The 15,526-nt window shown below is 66.4% G+C and carries 12 protein-coding genes and 1 pseudogene; 3 read left to right on the plus strand and 10 right to left on the minus strand.

Translation table 11 applies throughout. The annotated features are described in order from the left end of the window. Nucleotides 1-86: 86 nt before the first annotated feature. Nucleotides 87-818: an acyltransferase gene (locus AQUI_RS29115; RefSeq protein WP_169730752.1), complete on the plus strand. Its 732-nt coding sequence runs from the start codon at nt 87-89 to the stop codon at nt 816-818. 174 nt (nt 819-992) lie between these two features. Here AQUI_RS29115 and AQUI_RS27085 read toward each other — a convergent pair. Together AQUI_RS27085 and AQUI_RS0102870 are read right to left on the minus strand one after the other, a co-directional pair. Continuing rightward, a pseudogene (locus AQUI_RS27085) lies at nt 993-2,052 on the minus strand (IS30 family transposase). 419 nt (nt 2,053-2,471) lie between these two features. Beyond that, a complete protein-coding gene (locus tag AQUI_RS0102870) occupies nt 2,472-4,655 on the minus strand; it encodes a calcium-binding protein (protein WP_027256149.1) in 2,184 nt (727 codons plus the stop codon). A gap of 293 nt (nt 4,656-4,948) precedes the next feature. Here AQUI_RS0102870 and AQUI_RS0102875 point away from each other — a divergent pair, with 293 nt between their 5' ends. Beyond that, nucleotides 4,949-6,130 (plus strand): peptidase G2 autoproteolytic cleavage domain-containing protein, encoded by a 1,182-nt coding sequence (locus tag AQUI_RS0102875; RefSeq protein ID WP_027256150.1) that lies wholly within the window; start codon nt 4,949-4,951, stop codon nt 6,128-6,130. 166 nt (nt 6,131-6,296) lie between these two features. Here AQUI_RS0102875 and AQUI_RS0102885 read toward each other — a convergent pair whose 3' ends face one another. The 7 genes from AQUI_RS0102885 to AQUI_RS0102915 all read right to left on the minus strand — a co-directional run bounded on the left by AQUI_RS0102885 (nt 6,297) and on the right by AQUI_RS0102915 (nt 13,806). Continuing rightward, complete coding sequence (locus AQUI_RS0102885) at nt 6,297-7,733, minus strand: mannose-1-phosphate guanylyltransferase/mannose-6-phosphate isomerase (protein ID WP_027256151.1); 1,437 nt, start codon at nt 7,731-7,733, stop codon at nt 6,297-6,299. After that, entirely contained in the window at nt 7,733-8,779 is a 1,047-nt protein-coding gene (locus AQUI_RS0102890; RefSeq protein WP_027256152.1) for a hypothetical protein, read from the minus strand. The genes AQUI_RS0102885 and AQUI_RS0102890 overlap by 1 nt, the downstream gene beginning before the upstream one ends. Before the next feature lie 40 nt (nt 8,780-8,819). Then, the gene (gene fcl, locus AQUI_RS0102895; RefSeq protein ID WP_027256153.1) at nt 8,820-9,797 is read right to left on the minus strand and encodes a GDP-L-fucose synthase; all 978 of its coding nucleotides are present in this window, start codon (nt 9,795-9,797) and stop codon (nt 8,820-8,822) included. 4 nt (nt 9,798-9,801) lie between these two features. Beyond that, entirely contained in the window at nt 9,802-10,920 is a 1,119-nt protein-coding gene (gene gmd / locus AQUI_RS0102900; protein WP_027256154.1) for a GDP-mannose 4,6-dehydratase, read from the minus strand. A gap of 100 nt (nt 10,921-11,020) precedes the next feature. Beyond that, nucleotides 11,021-11,977, minus strand: coding sequence for a sulfotransferase family protein (locus AQUI_RS27090; RefSeq protein WP_051371802.1), 957 nt, complete (start codon nt 11,975-11,977; stop codon nt 11,021-11,023). Next, a complete protein-coding gene (locus tag AQUI_RS0102910) occupies nt 11,974-12,828 on the minus strand; it encodes a hypothetical protein (RefSeq protein ID WP_027256155.1) in 855 nt (284 codons plus the stop codon). The genes AQUI_RS27090 and AQUI_RS0102910 overlap by 4 nt, the downstream gene beginning before the upstream one ends. Nucleotides 12,829-12,831: 3 nt before the next feature. Beyond that, complete coding sequence (locus AQUI_RS0102915; RefSeq protein ID WP_027256156.1) at nt 12,832-13,806, minus strand: hypothetical protein; 975 nt, start codon at nt 13,804-13,806, stop codon at nt 12,832-12,834. Nucleotides 13,807-14,100: 294 nt separating this feature from the next. Here AQUI_RS0102915 and AQUI_RS27095 point away from each other — a divergent pair, with 294 nt between their 5' ends. Continuing rightward, nucleotides 14,101-15,180, plus strand: coding sequence for a glycosyltransferase family 10 domain-containing protein (locus AQUI_RS27095; protein ID WP_156916762.1), 1,080 nt, complete (start codon nt 14,101-14,103; stop codon nt 15,178-15,180). Between the two features lie 8 nt (nt 15,181-15,188). On the opposite strand, the gene AQUI_RS31110 is transcribed toward AQUI_RS27095, so the two are convergent. Continuing rightward, a partial coding sequence (locus tag AQUI_RS31110; RefSeq protein WP_027256157.1) for a hypothetical protein occupies nt 15,189-15,526 on the minus strand: 338 nt, incomplete at its 5' end.

The following is a 15,526-nucleotide window of genomic DNA, read 5'->3' on the forward strand; positions in this document are numbered from 1 at the left end:
GACCCTCTTCAAAGATCTTGGCAGAGATGTCAGACTGCGCTGCGGCTAAACCCGTTGCGCCTCAAGCTGGAACGAAGGGAGTTCGTTTGTCTTCACCCATAAAATCCGATCGCCTGGTGCACCGTGAAGGCGGCGCGTTCAGAAAATACATGGCACGGGTCGTCGGCAGCGACCGCATCGGTGCCTTCATCCGCTACGAGCTTTATGTGACCCTCTTCGCTGGTTTCCCCGGTGCGGCGGGCGTGTTCCTGCGCCAGAAGTTTTATCCGTGGTTTCTGGGGGATTGCGGACGCGGTGTTGCGTTTTCCCGCAATGTCACGCTGCGCTGCCCGAAACGGTTTTTTGTCGGCGAGGGTACACTCGTCGACGAGCATGTCTGCTTCGATATCAAAAGCACTGCGGCCTCGGTCCGGTTGGGGGCGCGAAACCAGGTCGCCCAGGGCGTGCGTTTCGAGACCGGCTATGAGGGGCATGTTACGCTTGGGGATGATTGTTTCGTCGGGGCCTATGCGATCCTGAACGGGTTCGGCGGAATCGACATCGGCAACAACGCGTTGATCGCCGGGCATTGCCATATCGTCTCGGGCGATCACGAATACGGGGACCTCTCCCTGCCGATGAACCAGCAGCCAATCACAGGCAAAGGGATCGTCATCGAGGACGATGTCTGGCTCGGCGCCGGCGCCAAGATCCTGGACGGGGTCCGCATCGGGCAGGGCAGCATCGTCTCGGCCGGCGCCGTGGTGAACCGGGATGTCGTCCCTTACAGCATCGTCGGTGGCATCCCCGCGAAGCTGATCAAGATGCGGGACGGTTGACGTGAGCATCTCTGACCGCGAAGAACTGGCAAGGCTCGGGGCTAAACCTGCCAGGCCCAACTGGACCTTGTTCGACTATTGTTCTTCATAACGCCCAAATATGCAGCTTCGGTCCAGTTGGGCCAGCCGGAGCAGCGCGCTTTCCTGCTGTGAGCGACACCTGAACCGCGGCACCTATTGCCTCTGAGGGTTGGGGGAGCGGCCCAGTTCTTCCATCATTTTCTCTCTGAAGACCTCCGCGGGCGTCTTCCACCCAGGGCATTTGCGGGGCGTGTTGTTAAGACGGTCGCAAATTACTTTCATGTCGTGATCTGAGAGCTGCCGGATATCGTGCTTCCGCGGGAGCCATCGCCGGGCCCGCCGGTTGGTGTTCTCAACCGTGCCCTTTTGCCAAGGCAAGGAGGGGTCGCAAAACCAAGTCTGCGTACCGGTCTGTGCTTGCAGATGCGGCCAGGACACGAATTCGGTGCCGCGGTCGAAAGTGATGGATTTGCGGGCAGCCAGAGGCAAGTCGCTGCTTGCTTTCATGATCTTGCCCCTCTCGGCAGATGGCTTCGCAATCGCCTGACGGGCAAGGCATAACCGGTTTGGTACGCTTGTCCGGGTTCTTTAAGAGAACCGTGAAGCGGCTGACACGCTCAACCATTGAGGTCGCGCTGGACTGTCCAAGGCTTTGTTTGACCAGCATAAGATCTGCTTCCCAGTGGCCGGATTGACGCCTGTGCGCTACGGCGCCGGGCCGGAACAGGATACTGGCATCACGATGGAATTTTGCCTTCTGGCGCTTGCGGGCCCGCCTCGGCCTGCGGGCCGTACGGTGGGCAGGCAGATACCACCAAAGCTCCTGCGCCATACCTTCCTTGGAATGGATGTAGCGGTAGATGGTTTCCTGGCAGACCCGCAGCCTGGCGCCTTCATGGATCATCCGGTTGCCGATCTGTTCTGGCATCCGGCCATTCTTCAGCCGCTCGACGACACGGCGGCACAACTCCGGATGACGGATCAGCTTGCGTTGCCTCGCGCGCCGGCCGGCCGCCATCAGCTGGGCTGCGGCGCCATAACAGCCATCACATTTCGGCAGGCAAGGATCCGAGAAATGGTTCCGCTTCAACTCCCCGAATACCGTCGATCTGCAGCGCCCGAGGGCAGCCGCGATCTTGCTCACGGGCGTCTTTGCGTTCAGCATATCCTCAATTGCGCGCCGTTCACGCAAATCCAGCTCTATGTGGGCCATCTTCCATTCTCCTTGCTTTCCAGCAAGATAGGGGAATTGTCGCAACCCAATCTAGAATGTGCCGCGGCTACATATATACGGGTGTAATGAGTATTATGTAATATAATTTCAATTGCGCCCCCTAGAAGCGGAAACCCGGCGCAAGTACAGCATCACCTGATGCCGCTAACGGGTTGCCGCCAACAGCCCGGCAAACGGCAAGCCCCTGATCTTCCTGACATCGGCAACTGATCTGCTGGAAGACCCATTGCCCAGATGCCGTCACGGCGCAGGTCTCCGGCCGCATGGCGCATTTGCCTTCCCGAGAAAGCGCGCCGGCAGCTGGCGCGGCATCCTGTTTCGCAGCCGCAGGACCCCCACTGTCAAAAGTGTATACGTTTGGCATATCCTGCCAGCGTCATCCTTAGCCTCGGCCATCCTCAAAACAAAAAGCCATCCGCATCCAGCCGGCCCGGGTTCAGGTCTTGCAAAAAAATCCTTCCCGACCCGGTGAGGATCAGCGCACCGCCGTCCTGGCGGCTGATGTCCAGATCCGCAAACCCATCCGCCGCAGCCGCCTGCAGATCAATCAGATCGCGGCCCGGGCGGAAATCGGAAATGGTGTCGCGCCCGTGGCCGCGGGCAAAGACAAAGACATCTTCGCCGCCGCCGCCGCTGAGCAGATCATGCCCCTTGCCGCCCTCCAGGTGGTCATGCCCGCCCTGGCCCTTGAGCTGGTCCTTGCCGCCGCCGCCGGACAGGGTATCGCCGCCGCGGCCGCCCTGCAGCAGATCCTGACCGCCCTGCCCGGACAGCAGGTCCTGACCGCCGCCGCCCTTGAGACTGTCGCCGCCGCTGCCGCCATAAAGCCTGTCATCGCCGCCGCCGCCTTTCAGCAGGTCGTTGCCGCTGCTGCCCTTCAGCCTGTCGCTGCCGCCGCCGCCTTCCAGCCGGTCGTTGCCGCTGCCGCCTTTAAGACTGTCATTGCCGCGGCCGCCCTCCAGCCGGTCGTTGCCGCCCTCGCCGCTCAGCAGGTCATCGCCGCCGGTGCCGTCCAGCCGGTCAGCGCCGCTGCCGCCGTAGAAACTGCCGCCCGGCAGGGTGACGCCGGGATCCTGCCGCTGCGGGAAGGAAAACCGCAGGTCCGGGCCGAACACATCCGCCAGCTCCAGCGGCGTGCCCGCATCGCTGATCAGCATGATCCGGGTGTCCCCCGCCGCCATCACTATGCCGGTGCTGCGCGCTTGCGCGTCCAGCTGGCCGGTGTTGTAGAGCCCGTCAAACAGCGACAAGTCCAGCCGGTCCTCGGCGGGAGTGAAATCGCGCACCGTCACCGCCCCTGCCGCCGGGTTGATGACAAAGGTATCGGCGCCGCTGCCGCCGGTCAGCCAGCCGCCTTCCGCCCCCGCAACCAGCACATCATCACCAGCTTGGCCATAGAGGTTTGCACCACTCCGGCCGCCCTCCAGCACGTCATTGCCGGCACTGCCGTCCAGCCGTGCCGCCCCCGCTGCCGCCATCCGCACATCGCCCAGGCTGCCAAGCGGCAGGGTGAATTGGCTGATGCCGCCTTCAGCGCCGGAGGCGGCAAAGATCTGCAAAGAGCCGCCAACCGCCGCCGCTTCCAGCGCGGTCACATTCTGCAAGCCCAGCCCCGGCGTGTGCTCCAGGCTCTCAAGATGAATCAACTCGCCGCCCGGGGTCAGGGTGAACAGGCTGAGGCCGCCGTCATTGCCCGCCGCCAGCACCAGCACATGGCCCTCTGCCTCCACCACCTCCAGCGCGCTGAGGCCGCCGAAACGGGTCATCGCGGTATCCTGCAGCTGGGCCACGACCTGCAGACCGCCATCCGCGCCCACCTGCATCAGAGTAAGCGAGCTGCTGCCCGCCGCGCCCAGCAGCGCCCAGGCGTTGCCGCCGGCCTCGAACCCTTCCAGCACGGTGATGCCGGACACTGCCAGCCCCTGGTCCGCCCCCAGATCGCTGCCGGGGCTCAACGCACCGCTGGCGGCATCGGCCCGGAAGCTGTGCAGCCCCCGCGCATCCGCCGCCAGCAGCACCGGGCCGCCCGCCGTCTGCACCAAAGCCAAAAGCGCCGCCGGATCCAGGCTGTAGGCCGCATGGACACCCGCGGCACCGGCCTGGCCCTGCACCTCCCCCGCCGCATCCAGCTGCCAGCCCTGCAGATCGCCGCTGGCCGCCCCAACCGCATAAAACGCGGATTTTCCATCCGCCAGTTCCAGCACCGCCACCGCGCCAAAGCCGCCCGCATCGGCGCCTGCCAGCGCATCGCTGTCCTGGCGGCCCAGGCTGCCGTCGCCCGCAATCTCATAGAAGGTCAGCACGCTTTGGCTGGTCTGGCCCTGCAGCAGCCGCAGCCCGCCGCCGGCTTCTGCCAGGTGGAAATCCCCGGTCCGGATCCCGGCCTCCCCGTGCAGCTGCTGGCCCGCCAGCTGCGGCAGGGCGCCGGTGCCGTCCAGCTGCCAGCGGCTGAGACCGCCATTCATGCCTGTGACCGCATAAAGCACCGCCTGGCCGTCCTGCACGGCGATTTCCAGATCGCGCAGATCGGCGCCGAAAATCAGATCCTCTGCGGCGAACCGCCCGGTGAATGCCAATGCCATAACCCCGCTCCTTTATGCTTGCGGCCCGGGGCTGAGACTGGCCGGGGCGCGGGGCGCAAAACGGGAAGCAAAGGGGGCAAAATCTGGGACATTGTTTACAGATTGACGACAATTGAACGAACAGACCCAAAACAGGCCGGAAACGGGCCGGGAACAGGCGCGGCCCGCGCATACGCCCTGTTTGCCCTGCTTCCCCCGTTGCGCAAGCAGCGCACGCTCCGTTATCAGCAGTTTGACGCGGCTCTGGCACTCTGGCGCGGAACCCGTTTTTTGCCGCCGCCGGAGCCCCGCCCATGACCCAGTCCTCGCCGATCCTTGCCCTGCCCTATCTGATGCCGAGCCAGGCGCAGAAACATGTGACCCATAACGAGGCGCTGCAGATGCTGGATGCGCTGGTGCAGCTCCGCGTCGAGGGCTTTGATACCGCCGCCCCGCCCGCCGGCCCCGCTGTGGGCGAGACCCATGCGCTGGCACAGACCCCGACCGGTGCCTGGGCCGGCCACGGGGCTGAGATTGCCGTCTGGCAGGGCGAAGGCTGGCTGTTTCTGGCGCCCTCCCCCGGCTGGCGCGCCTGGAGCCTGGCGGAAGGCGAACTCAGGGTCTGGGACGGCAGCAGCTGGATCCTGCCGCCCGCTGAAACCCAGAACCTCGGTCCTCTCGGGGTGGGCACCGCCGCGGATGCCGCCAATCCGCTGTCGGTTGCGGGGCCCGCCACGCTGCTGACCCATGCCGGGGCCGGCCATCAGCTCAAACTGAACAAGGCCGGCAGCCCCGACACCGCCGCGCTGCTGTTTCAGTCGGACTGGAGCGGCCGGGCCGAAATGGGGCTGGCGGGCTCTGATGATTTCTCCATCAAGGTCTCCGCTGACGGCAGCGCCTGGAGCACTGCGCTGGCGCTGACCGCAGACGGGCGCGCAGGGTTTGGCACCGCCAGCCCGGCGGCGCATCTGGAAATCCTGGGCGGCAGCGCCGATTACCTGCTGGCAGGCGATGGCAGCGCCGATTTCCGGCTGGGTGCGGATGGCAACGGCAGCTGCTCCGGCGCCTGGTCCGGCGGCGGCGCCGATTACGCCGAATGGTTCGAATGGGCTGATGGCAATCCACAAGGTGAGGACCGCCGCGGGGTCTCGGTGGTGCTGGAGGGCGCAAAGATCCGCCCTGCCGCCGCGGGGGAAACGCCGGTGGGCGTGATCAGCGGCAATCCGGCAGTGGTGGGCGATGGCGACATGGGCGCCTGGAAACACCGCTGGCTGCGCGACGCTTACGGCAGCCTGCTGCGCGATCCCTCAGGCCGCCCGCAGGAAAACCCCGCCTATGATCCGTCACAGCCTTACGTGCCGCGCGCCGCCCGTCCCGAATGGGCGCTGCTGGGATTGACCGGCAAGCTGCGGCTCAGGACAGGCCAGCCCGTGGCGGCACACTGGATCCGGATGCGGCAGGTCGCGGCAGAGGTCGAGGAATGGCTGGTCCGCTGAACGCCGCCGGAATTTCCTGGCGCTTCTTTGGGCGGGAGCCTGCCGCCATGCATTCGCATGGCGCTGCGCCGCGCCAGCGGCGCCGGGCCCAAGGCTTTGAGCCGCATCTATGATGCGGCGCACAGGCGCGGGAGCCCCCGCCTTTTACCCTCTGACCTTTGCTGCCTTACCCTTTGGCACCCTGGCCGCGGGCATAGACGTCCTCGTAGCGGATAATGTCATCCTCGCCCAGGTAGCTGCCGGTCTGCACCTCGATCAGCACCATCGGCACCTTGCCGGGGTTCTCCATCCGGTGCACCGCGCCAAGCGGGATGTAGACCGACTGGTTCTCGCTCACCAGTTTCTCGCTGCCGTCCACCGTCACCTTGGCGGTGCCTTCAACCACAATCCAATGCTCCGAGCGGTGGTGGTGGCTTTGCAGGCTCAGCGCCGCACCGGGATGAACATGGATACGCTTGACCTGAAAGCGCTCGCCCACGGCAAGGCTCTCAAACCAGCCCCAGGGACGGTGATCCATGGGGAATTCAGTGGCCTGTTTGGCCTGTTTTTCCTTCAGCGCCGCCACCGCCCGCTTCACATCCTGGGCGCGGTCCGCCGCAGCCACCAGCACCGCATCCGGCATCGCCACCGCAATAATATTTTCCAGCCCGATGCCGACCAGCTCCAGCCCTTCGCCTTCGGAGCGCAACAGGCTGTCCGCACAGTCAATCGCGGTGGCAGGCCCGGACGTCACCACGCCATTGCCGTCCGGGCCGCTCTCGCGCCAGACCGCGTCCCAGCCGCCCAGATCGGACCAGCCGCCCGCAAAGGGAACAACGCTGAGATTCTCTGCCTTCTCCATCACCGCATAGTCGATCGAGATATCCGCCGCCTCCTGCCAGGCCGCCGGCTCCAGCCTGAAAAAGCCCAAATCAGGCTGGCCCTGATCCACGGCAGCCTGCACCGGCGCCAGCAGATCCGGCGCATGGGCGCGGAACGCCGCCAGGATGGTTTTCACCGCAAACAGGAAAATCCCCGCATTCCACAGAAAATTGCCCGACGCCAGCATCTGCGCCGCAGTCTGTGCATCCGGCTTTTCGACAAACCGTTTCAGCCCGATCGGGCGCGGGGTGAAATCGCCGGGATCCTCTGCCAGCTCCAGATAGCCATAGCCGGTTTCAGCCCGGTCCGGCTTGATGCCGAAAGTGACCAGCTGGCCTGCGCGGGCAGCCGCCTCGCCTGCCGTGACAGCCGCCCGGAACGCCGCCGCATCCGGCACCACATGGTCCGAGGGCGCCACCAGCATCAGCGCTTCGGGATCCTGTTTTTCCAGCCACAAGGCCGCCGCCAGCACCGCAGGCGCCGTGTTGCGCCCTGCAGGTTCGATCAGGACGGCGCCGGGATCAATGCCGGCCCCCGCCAGCTGCTCGGTGACAATGAAACGGAAATCGGAATTGGTCAGCACCAAGGGCGGCGCAAAGCCTTCCCCCGACAGCCGCGCCGCCGAGGCCTGGAACAGCGTCTCCTCCCCGGTCAGCGGCACAAACTGCTTGGGATAGCTCTTGCGCGACAGGGGCCACAGCCGGGTGCCGGAGCCGCCGCAAAGAAGGATGGGATGTATCATTATGCTGCCTTGCCTCCCCGCAGAATCCGGACCGAAAAGTCACCGGTTCCCCGCATGTATAGCCCGCCGGATATCTCAAGTGCGGTTGTTTTCACATTCCGCCCCAGCATGAACTCCAGCGCCTTTGAACCCGCCTCCGCCAGTTGCCGGTAATCCGGGATTTCCGGGCTAACCGCGATCTCCAGCTCCGCAGCCTCCCCTTCCGGCAATGCCAGCTCCGGCGTCAGCGGCGCAAAGCTTGTCCAGGGGTTGCGGTAATAGGAATATTTGCTCCAGGTGTCCTGCAGCCAGGCCTGGCTGCCATGGCGGATCGCCAGCCGTGCCGTCTCCGGCCCTTTCTGGATCTTGGCAAACACCTGCACCAGCCGCCGCCGGTTTGCAGGCAGCTGCAGCAGAAACCGGTCGCCGGGATGAAACACCCCGTCCGCAGGCTGCCAGCTGAGCGGCGGATAGACCCGTTCGGCATCCTGGAAGCTGCGGCTTTCACCCGGATCCTGCGGCCCGCGGCCCTGCTCAAGGATCTCCATGATGTCGCGAAAGATGATTTCCGCATAGGCCCGCCCGCCAAAAGGCGTGGTGTGCTGGTCGTCACGGATGCAGGCGTCCAGGTCCAGATCTTCGCGGTAAAGGTTGCGCTGAAAGCAGCGCGGCCCTTGGGCGCTGCGGGTCTGCTGGATATTGCGCCGCTCCGCCTGCTGCGCGCTTTTCATCGGCAGCACCAGGTTCAGCACCGCTGCGCCAGAGGCTGCCAGAGTGTCATAGTAAAATTTCAACGCAGGCCGGCTGAACACCGGCAGGGTGGTGGAATGCCATTCCGAAACCAGCAGCGTCTCCGGCCCCAGAAGATCCGCGATATCGCGCAGGCACATGCAGGCAGCAGTGTCGAAGTGGCTGCCAACCATCCCATGCTGATGGATCTCCAGACCGCCGCCGCAGGCCTCGTCCAGCATCGCGCCCAAATACGCCGCATAGCCGGTTGCCTCCCCCTGCTGATTATAGTGCTGTGCCGTCACCGACGCGCCGAAAAACACCACCCTGCGGATCATCCGGAAATACCTTTTTGTAAAAACAGCTGCGCTTTGAAAATCACTTGGCCCGCAGATTACCCAACCCCTGCGCCAGGAACCACTCATAAGTGCCGCGCACCCCGGCCTCCAGGCCGATCCCGGCCTGCCAGCCCAGCCGCTTGAGCCGCGACACATCCATCAGCTTGCGCGGGGTGCCGTCGGGTTTCGACGGGTCGGTCAGGATCTGCCCTTCAAAACCGGTCACCTCTGCCACCAGCTGCGCCAGCTCCAGGATCGAGACGTCTTCGCCGCAGCCGACGTTGATATGGCTGAGCATCGGATCGGTCTCGCGCTGGTAGGCCGCCGCATCCAGATCCATCACAAACAGCGAGGCCGTCGCCATGTCGTCCACATGCAGGAACTCGCGCCGGGGCGTGCCGGATCCCCAGATGGTGACGCTCTCTGCGCCGGCCGCGGCCGCCTCGTGGAAGCGGCGGATCAGGGCGGGCAGCACATGGGAGTTTTCCGGGTGGAAATTGTCGCCCGGCCCATAGAGGTTGGTCGGCATCACCGAGCGGTAGTCCACGCCGTACTGCCGGTTGTAGCTTTCGCACAGCTTGATGCCGGCGATCTTGGCAATGGCATAAGGTTCGTTGGTGGGTTCCAGCACGCCTGTGAGCAGCGCATCTTCCGCCATCGGCTGGTCTGCCAGCTTGGGGTAGATGCAGCTCGACCCCAGTTGCAGCAGCTTATTCACCCCCGCCTCAAAGGCCGCATGGATGACATTGCACTCGATCATCAGGTTTTCATAGATGAACTCAGCCGGGTAGCTGTTGTTGGCAACAATGCCGCCCACCTTGGCCGCCGCCAGAATGACCTGATCGGGCTGTTCCGCCTGCATGAAGGCGCGCACCGCTGCCTGATCGGTCAGGTCCAGTTCGGCGCTGGTGCGGGTTATCAGCGTCAAATCCTCGCCTGCCGCCTGGCGCGTCTGCAATTGCCGCAGGATCGCACCGCCGACCATGCCGCGGTGGCCTGCCACATAAATCCGGGTCATGACCTTAGCCCTCAACGCTGACCGGCAGGTCCATGCCGTGTTCTTTCAGCAGCGCATGGCGGCGGGCGGTTTTCAGGTCTTCGGCGACCATCTCGGCGCACATTTCCTGGGTGGTGATTTCCGGCACCCAGCCCAGTTTTTCCTTGGCCTTGGCGGGATCGCCGAGCAGCGTTTCCACCTCCGCCGGGCGGAAGTAGCGCGGGTCGATCCGCATCACCACATCGCCGGGTTTCAGCGCCGGGGCGTTATCGCCCTCGACCGCCGCCACGGTGGCAATCTCCTCGACACCGCTGCCGGAGAATTCCAGGTGAATGCCCAGTTCGGCCGCCGACCACTGGATGAACTGGCGGACTGAGTACTGCTTGCCGGTGGCGATCACGAAATCCTCCGCCGCGTCCTGCTGCAGCATCATCCACTGCATCCGCACGTAATCCTTTGCATGGCCCCAGTCGCGCAGCGCGTCGATATTGCCCATATACAGGCAGGGCTCCAGGCCTTGCGCGATATTGGCCAGGCCACGGGTGATCTTGCGGGTCACAAAAGTCTCGCCGCGGCGCGGGCTCTCGTGGTTGAACAGGATGCCGTTGCAGGCATACATACCGTAAGCCTCGCGGTAGTTCACGGTAATCCAGTAGGAATAGAGCTTGGCCACCGCATAAGGCGAGCGCGGGTAGAACGGCGTGGTCTCGCGCTGCGGCGTCTCCTGCACCAACCCGTACAATTCCGAGGTCGAGGCCTGATAGAAGCGGGTCTTCTTTTCCAGCCCCAGAAAGCGGATCGCTTCAAGCAGGCGCAGGGTGCCCATGGCATCCACGTCGGCGGTATATTCCGGGCTCTCAAAGCTCACCGCCACATGGGACTGGGCACCGAGGTTATAGACCTCGTCGGGCTGCACTTCCTGCAGGATCCGGGTCAGGTTCGAGGTGTCGCTCAGATCGCCGTAATGCAGTTTGAAGCGGGCCTGGCGCTCATGCGGGTCCTGATAGATATGGTCCACCCGCTGGGTGTTGAACGAGGACGCCCGGCGCTTGATGCCATGCACCTCATAGCCCTTCTCCAGAAGGAACTCTGCAAGATAAGAGCCGTCCTGGCCCGTGACACCGGTGATAAGAGCTTTTTTCATAAGTATGACCCGTTGCTGAAGGCCTGTTCGCCTGGCCCGTGCTTAGGCCAGCAGGGCGGAAAAGACCAGCGGGGGCAGCAGAGAAGCGCCGTTTCCCGGCTCAGCCCGCACCCTGGCCGGGCCAGGCGGGGGCCTGCGGATCCGGGTCATAGCCCAGCCGGGCGCAGAGGCTGCTGTAGGCCGGCGCATCTGCCAGCTCTGCTGCAACCGCGGCAGGCACTGCCCGGCGCGGGCGGGCGGCAATGGCGCCGCCGCTGCGGCCGCTGTCGCCGGACAGGCTCCGGGCCGCGATCCGGCGCTGGAAATCCGCGCTGGCGGACAGCTCCAGCAGCTGGCAGATCCGGGCCATGCCTGCTTCGGGGGCCGCCGTGAACGCCTCATAATGCAGGATCTCCGTGCCTGCGTAATGGTCCAGGAACAGATGATAGCGGCGGGCGTATTCCTGCAGCGTGGCGGGCGCGAAATGCAGCCAGTCCTGGCGCTGCAGGCTGAGCCAGGAATCCAGCGGGTGGCGCACCGTCACCAAGCTCAGCAAATGGTAATCCGCGGCCAGCAGCTCTTTCATCGAAGGCCGCTGCGGCGGCTGGTCTTTGCCGGTGCAGAAATGGCTGTGGCTGTGATCGCGCAGCACCAGGTCGCGCCCCTCGGCCCGTGTCTCTGCCGCCAGCGCCGCCAGCCCGGTCTGGAAAATCCGCGCCAGCACCTTCTGCCCTGGCGGGCTGGAGCCTGCCTTGGCCAGGCTGATCAGGTCGCGCGGCGCAAAGGCGCCCTGATAGCCCAGGGTGCTGAACGGATCGGCCTCGCTCAGCAGCCGGACACAGGGCAGGGCCGCGATGGATTTGGCAATCAGCGTGCCGCCGGTGCAGGCGAAGTGATGCAGGCTGCGCAGGACCGGCCGCGCAGGCTGCGGCGCAGCGGCGCGGCAGTCCGCCAGCAGCCGGGCCGCTTCCGGCGCTTGCAGCCCGGCAGCCAGCCGGTCCGGCTCCGCCGCCAGAACCCGTTCAAGCCGCGCGCAAGCATCCTCCGCGGCCCCCGTGCCAGTGCCGCCTGAGCTCATTCCTCTGGCTCCGGCGCCGTGGCCTCTGCGTCACCGGCCAGCGGCGCCAGCCGGTCCGCCAGCCGCCGCAGCAGATCCTCCTGCACCTCTTTCTCTTGCAGCAGCGCCCCATAGCGCAGCTGCAGCTCAGCCAGATCCGCAGTGCAGGCTTGCAGCTGCTGCTCTGCCACGGCCTGGTCCTGCTCGGCAGCCTGCTCACATGCCTGCAATTTCTGTTCGGCGGCCAGCGCCGTGTTATTGCGCCAGGCCACCGCATAGGGCCGGTCCGGATCTTCCGGCGCGGCCTCCAGCCAGCTGATATAGCCCAGCTCTTCCAGCCCGGCCCGCAGCGCCGCCATCCCCGGCGCCCCCCGGTACAAGGGCTCCCGGCCTTCCTGCAGCCGCAGCGTCTGGAAATGCTGCAGGCAATCCGCCTGCTCCAGCGCCTGCAGCAGCGCCAGCGCCTGGCCCGGCGCCTCGATCACCAGCAGCCCCCGCCCCGCCCCGGGCAGGCCACAGCGCGCCGCCAGATCCGCAATAGCCTGCGTCTCCACCGTCTCTTCCGCCAGCACCCGCAGGCCCGGAAACAGCCGGTACAGCGCCTCAGCCGGCTCTGACAGGCTGCTAAGCCCGGCGAAGTTGCAGCTGTGGAAACGGCCCGGGCCGCCCTTGGCCGAGACCGCCGCCGCAATGGCCTGCACCGGCGCGAACCGCTTTGCCAGAGCCTGCAGCCCGGGCATGGCTTCGGGATCCGCCTCGGCCAGCACCACCGGGTCAAGGCCCGCCTGCACGTAGCCTTCGGCGGCGCGGCCGCTGCCCGCGCCGATATGCAGCACATAATCTGCCGGGAAAGAGAGCGAAAACGCCGCCATGGCTCAGCGGGTTCCGCGCAGCGCGTGCCGGGCGCTGCGCAGCGGCGCCATCAGGCGGAACGAGCGCGAGTTGCGCAGCTTTTGCACCTGCGCCTTCAGCCCGGCGGCAGTCTGCGCCTGGGCGGCGGCCACCTGCTCAAGACCGGCAATCCTGTGTCCGGCCGTCCCCAGCAGCTCCGCCTTGGCCCGCAGCCGCCCCTTCAGGGCCTCCGTCTCGGCCTGCAGCTGCGCCCGGGCCGCCTCAGCCTGTGCCTGCAGGCTGGTGAACCGCCCGCCGGCCTGTTCCAGCTGCCGCTCCAGCTGCAGCTTTTCGCGGTACAGCGCTTCCATCTGTTCATACATGCTGTGCTGCTGCGCCTGCAGCAGCGCCCGTTCCTCGGCGGCGTCCTGCCCGGCCAGAAAGATCTTCAGCGCCGCATCGGGATCCGCGGCGGCCTGCCCGGCCTGCCCCGCCTGCACAGAGGCGGCAAATTGCCCGGCCAGGCGGCGCAGGCCGGGATCTGCCTGCAGCCGGGCCGCGGCCAGCGCCAGCAGCACCGCATCGGGGGCGGCACCCGCCGCATCCTGCAGGCTGCGCTGCGCAGCGTCCGCCGCCGCCGGCCCGCAACAGGCCAGCAGCGCCTCTGGCGCCTGCCGGGCCGCGGCACCGTCCAGCAGCAGCACCCGCTGGCGGTTCTGCACCTGCAGCGCCAGCACCGTTTCAATTTCCTGTTGCGCAGCGGCCAAGGCTGCAGCCGGCGCCAGCCCGTCCTGCAGTCCGGCGCAAAGCGCCTCCGCAGGCGAACGCGCCAGCAGCACAACCGCCCCGGCCGCCTCCGGCAGCGCCGCAGGCAGCGCCTCGAGCAGGGTTACGGAATACTGCCCCTGCAAAACAGCCTGCAGGGCCGCGCCCAGCGGCGCCTGCGCCGCCCACAACAGTATCCCCCGGCCTGCCCCAGCCGCTGCCAAAGGGGCCGCTTCTGCCCTATCGCCTGCCATATGATTGATCCTCAACCGCCTTGCCGCTGCACCGGCTTCTTCGCAACCCGCTGTCCGCCGCGGCGCCTGCCTGTCTGTTCTGCCTGTCAGGGGCCGCCCGTACCGGAAACCTTTTACGGGCGTGCAGGCCTGAATAGCAAGACAGCTCCCGGCGCAATCCCCCCGGACCGCCCCTGTACCGCCCCCGGACCGCCTTTGGGGAGGACATCCCGGTGCCGGGCTGCTATGGGCTGCTGCAGCATCAGGCAGAAACCGGCACCCGCAGGCAGGCAGGCGGTACAGGGGCGGCAGCACATGATACGGATCTTCAAAACCGGCGCGCATATCCGCCGCACGCCGCTCAGCTACCCGGCGCTGGCGCCGCTGTTTGACGGCCATATCCAGGAGGCGGAGACCCCCGGCGAGGCCGATCTCTATGTTTTTGCCCATATCCTGGACATCGAAAATGCGCCCCGGGAGCTGGTTGAGGACTGGCGTCAGCGCCGCCGCCCCATTGTGCTGTTATCGGAAGAGCCGTTCTGGGACACGCTCTGGGGCCGTCAGCCGCTGGCCCGCCGCCGCCTGGCGGACAACCCCTGGGGACGGCTGCCGGTGCATCAGCTGACCCATCACAGCAGTGCCATCTTCCGCTTTACCCGGATCCCCTACTACCTTTTGACGAATCACCGCTTTGCCAATGCCTATGCGGCGAAATTCGCCCGCAACGCCCGGCTGACCCCGGCGGACTGGCGCCAGGCCTTCCTGCAGCGGCGCAGCCACCTGGCCTTTCTGTTTGAGCGCCGGGACGGCGCCCATCATTCGCTGCGCTGGCCCGAGGGCGACATCACCGGCCTGTGCCACTGGCGCACCCAGGTTGCACAGGCCTGCCGCCAGGGCTGCATCGAGCGGCTGGGCCGCAGCTGGCAGCCGGAGCGGCCGGCGCGCGGCCAGCTGGCCGACTGGCATCTGGACAAGCTGGCCCTGCTGGACGGGCGCGCCCGGGTGGTCGGCGCCTTTGAGAACACCCATCAGCCCGATTACATCACCGAAAAACTGTTCGACGCCTTTGCCTGCGGCGCCCTGCCCGCCTATACCGCCGGGCCGCGCCACCGGATCCATGAGCTGGGCCTGCCCGCGGCCAGCTGGCTCAATCTGCACGGGCTCTCCGCCACCAGGGCGGCGGCCCGGCTGGACGGGCTGGACTGGGGCGATGCCGCCTGGCTGGAGCGCACCAGCGAAGCCTACGCCGCCGCCCAGCGGCAGCTGGCCGCGCTGCTGGGCGATCCGCGCAACTGGCTGCTGGAGCGCCAACGGCTGCAAGCGGCGCTGCTGGCGGAATTCCGCAGCATCCTGGATCAAAGCAGCAGCGCCTGGCCGGATCCCGCCGCGGCCTGAGCGCGGGTTTACAGCATCAAAAGCGGCTCGATCTGCAGGTTTTCGGCGTGCAGGCTGTCATCCAGCAGGAACAGGTTCAGCTCGCAAGCCGTAGCCCGTGCCGCCAGCCCGGGATCGCAGGGCACATGCAGCAGAACCTCGCGCTGGCTCGGCGGCACCAGCACCGGCGCCGGCGGGTGGATGTCGCGGAAGCCGCCTTCGGGCAGGAAAAACCGCAGCGCCAGCCGGCAGGAGATCATTCCGCCGCTGTGCAGCGCCAGCCGCAGGCCGGCATGGCGCGCCTGCTGCAGCTCCTGCGCCTGCAGCCGCATTCCCAGGCAAGCCCAGCCGCCACTGTCGGCCTCTG

The sequence above is a fragment of the Leisingera aquimarina DSM 24565 genome (assembly GCF_000473165.1).
GTDB classification, from domain to species: domain Bacteria; phylum Pseudomonadota; class Alphaproteobacteria; order Rhodobacterales; family Rhodobacteraceae; genus Leisingera; species Leisingera aquimarina.

What these genes read in the sequence shown, in the direction of transcription:
- AQUI_RS0102870 (WP_027256149.1), bottom strand. Translation starts at nt 4,655, where the DNA reads ATGGCATTGGCATTCACCGGGCGGTTCGCCGCAGAGGATCTGATTTTC.
- AQUI_RS0102875 (WP_027256150.1), top strand. Translation starts at nt 4,949, where the DNA reads ATGACCCAGTCCTCGCCGATCCTTGCCCTGCCCTATCTGATGCCGAGC.
- AQUI_RS0102885 (WP_027256151.1), bottom strand. Translation starts at nt 7,733, where the DNA reads ATGATACATCCCATCCTTCTTTGCGGCGGCTCCGGCACCCGGCTGTGG.
- AQUI_RS0102890 (WP_027256152.1), bottom strand. Translation starts at nt 8,779, where the DNA reads ATGATCCGCAGGGTGGTGTTTTTCGGCGCGTCGGTGACGGCACAGCAC.
- fcl (WP_027256153.1), bottom strand. Translation starts at nt 9,797, where the DNA reads ATGACCCGGATTTATGTGGCAGGCCACCGCGGCATGGTCGGCGGTGCG.
- gmd (WP_027256154.1), bottom strand. Translation starts at nt 10,920, where the DNA reads ATGAAAAAAGCTCTTATCACCGGTGTCACGGGCCAGGACGGCTCTTAT.
- AQUI_RS27090 (WP_051371802.1), bottom strand. Translation starts at nt 11,977, where the DNA reads ATGAGCTCAGGCGGCACTGGCACGGGGGCCGCGGAGGATGCTTGCGCG.
- AQUI_RS0102910 (WP_027256155.1), bottom strand. Translation starts at nt 12,828, where the DNA reads ATGGCGGCGTTTTCGCTCTCTTTCCCGGCAGATTATGTGCTGCATATC.
- AQUI_RS0102915 (WP_027256156.1), bottom strand. Translation starts at nt 13,806, where the DNA reads ATGGCAGGCGATAGGGCAGAAGCGGCCCCTTTGGCAGCGGCTGGGGCA.
- AQUI_RS27095 (WP_156916762.1), top strand. Translation starts at nt 14,101, where the DNA reads ATGATACGGATCTTCAAAACCGGCGCGCATATCCGCCGCACGCCGCTC.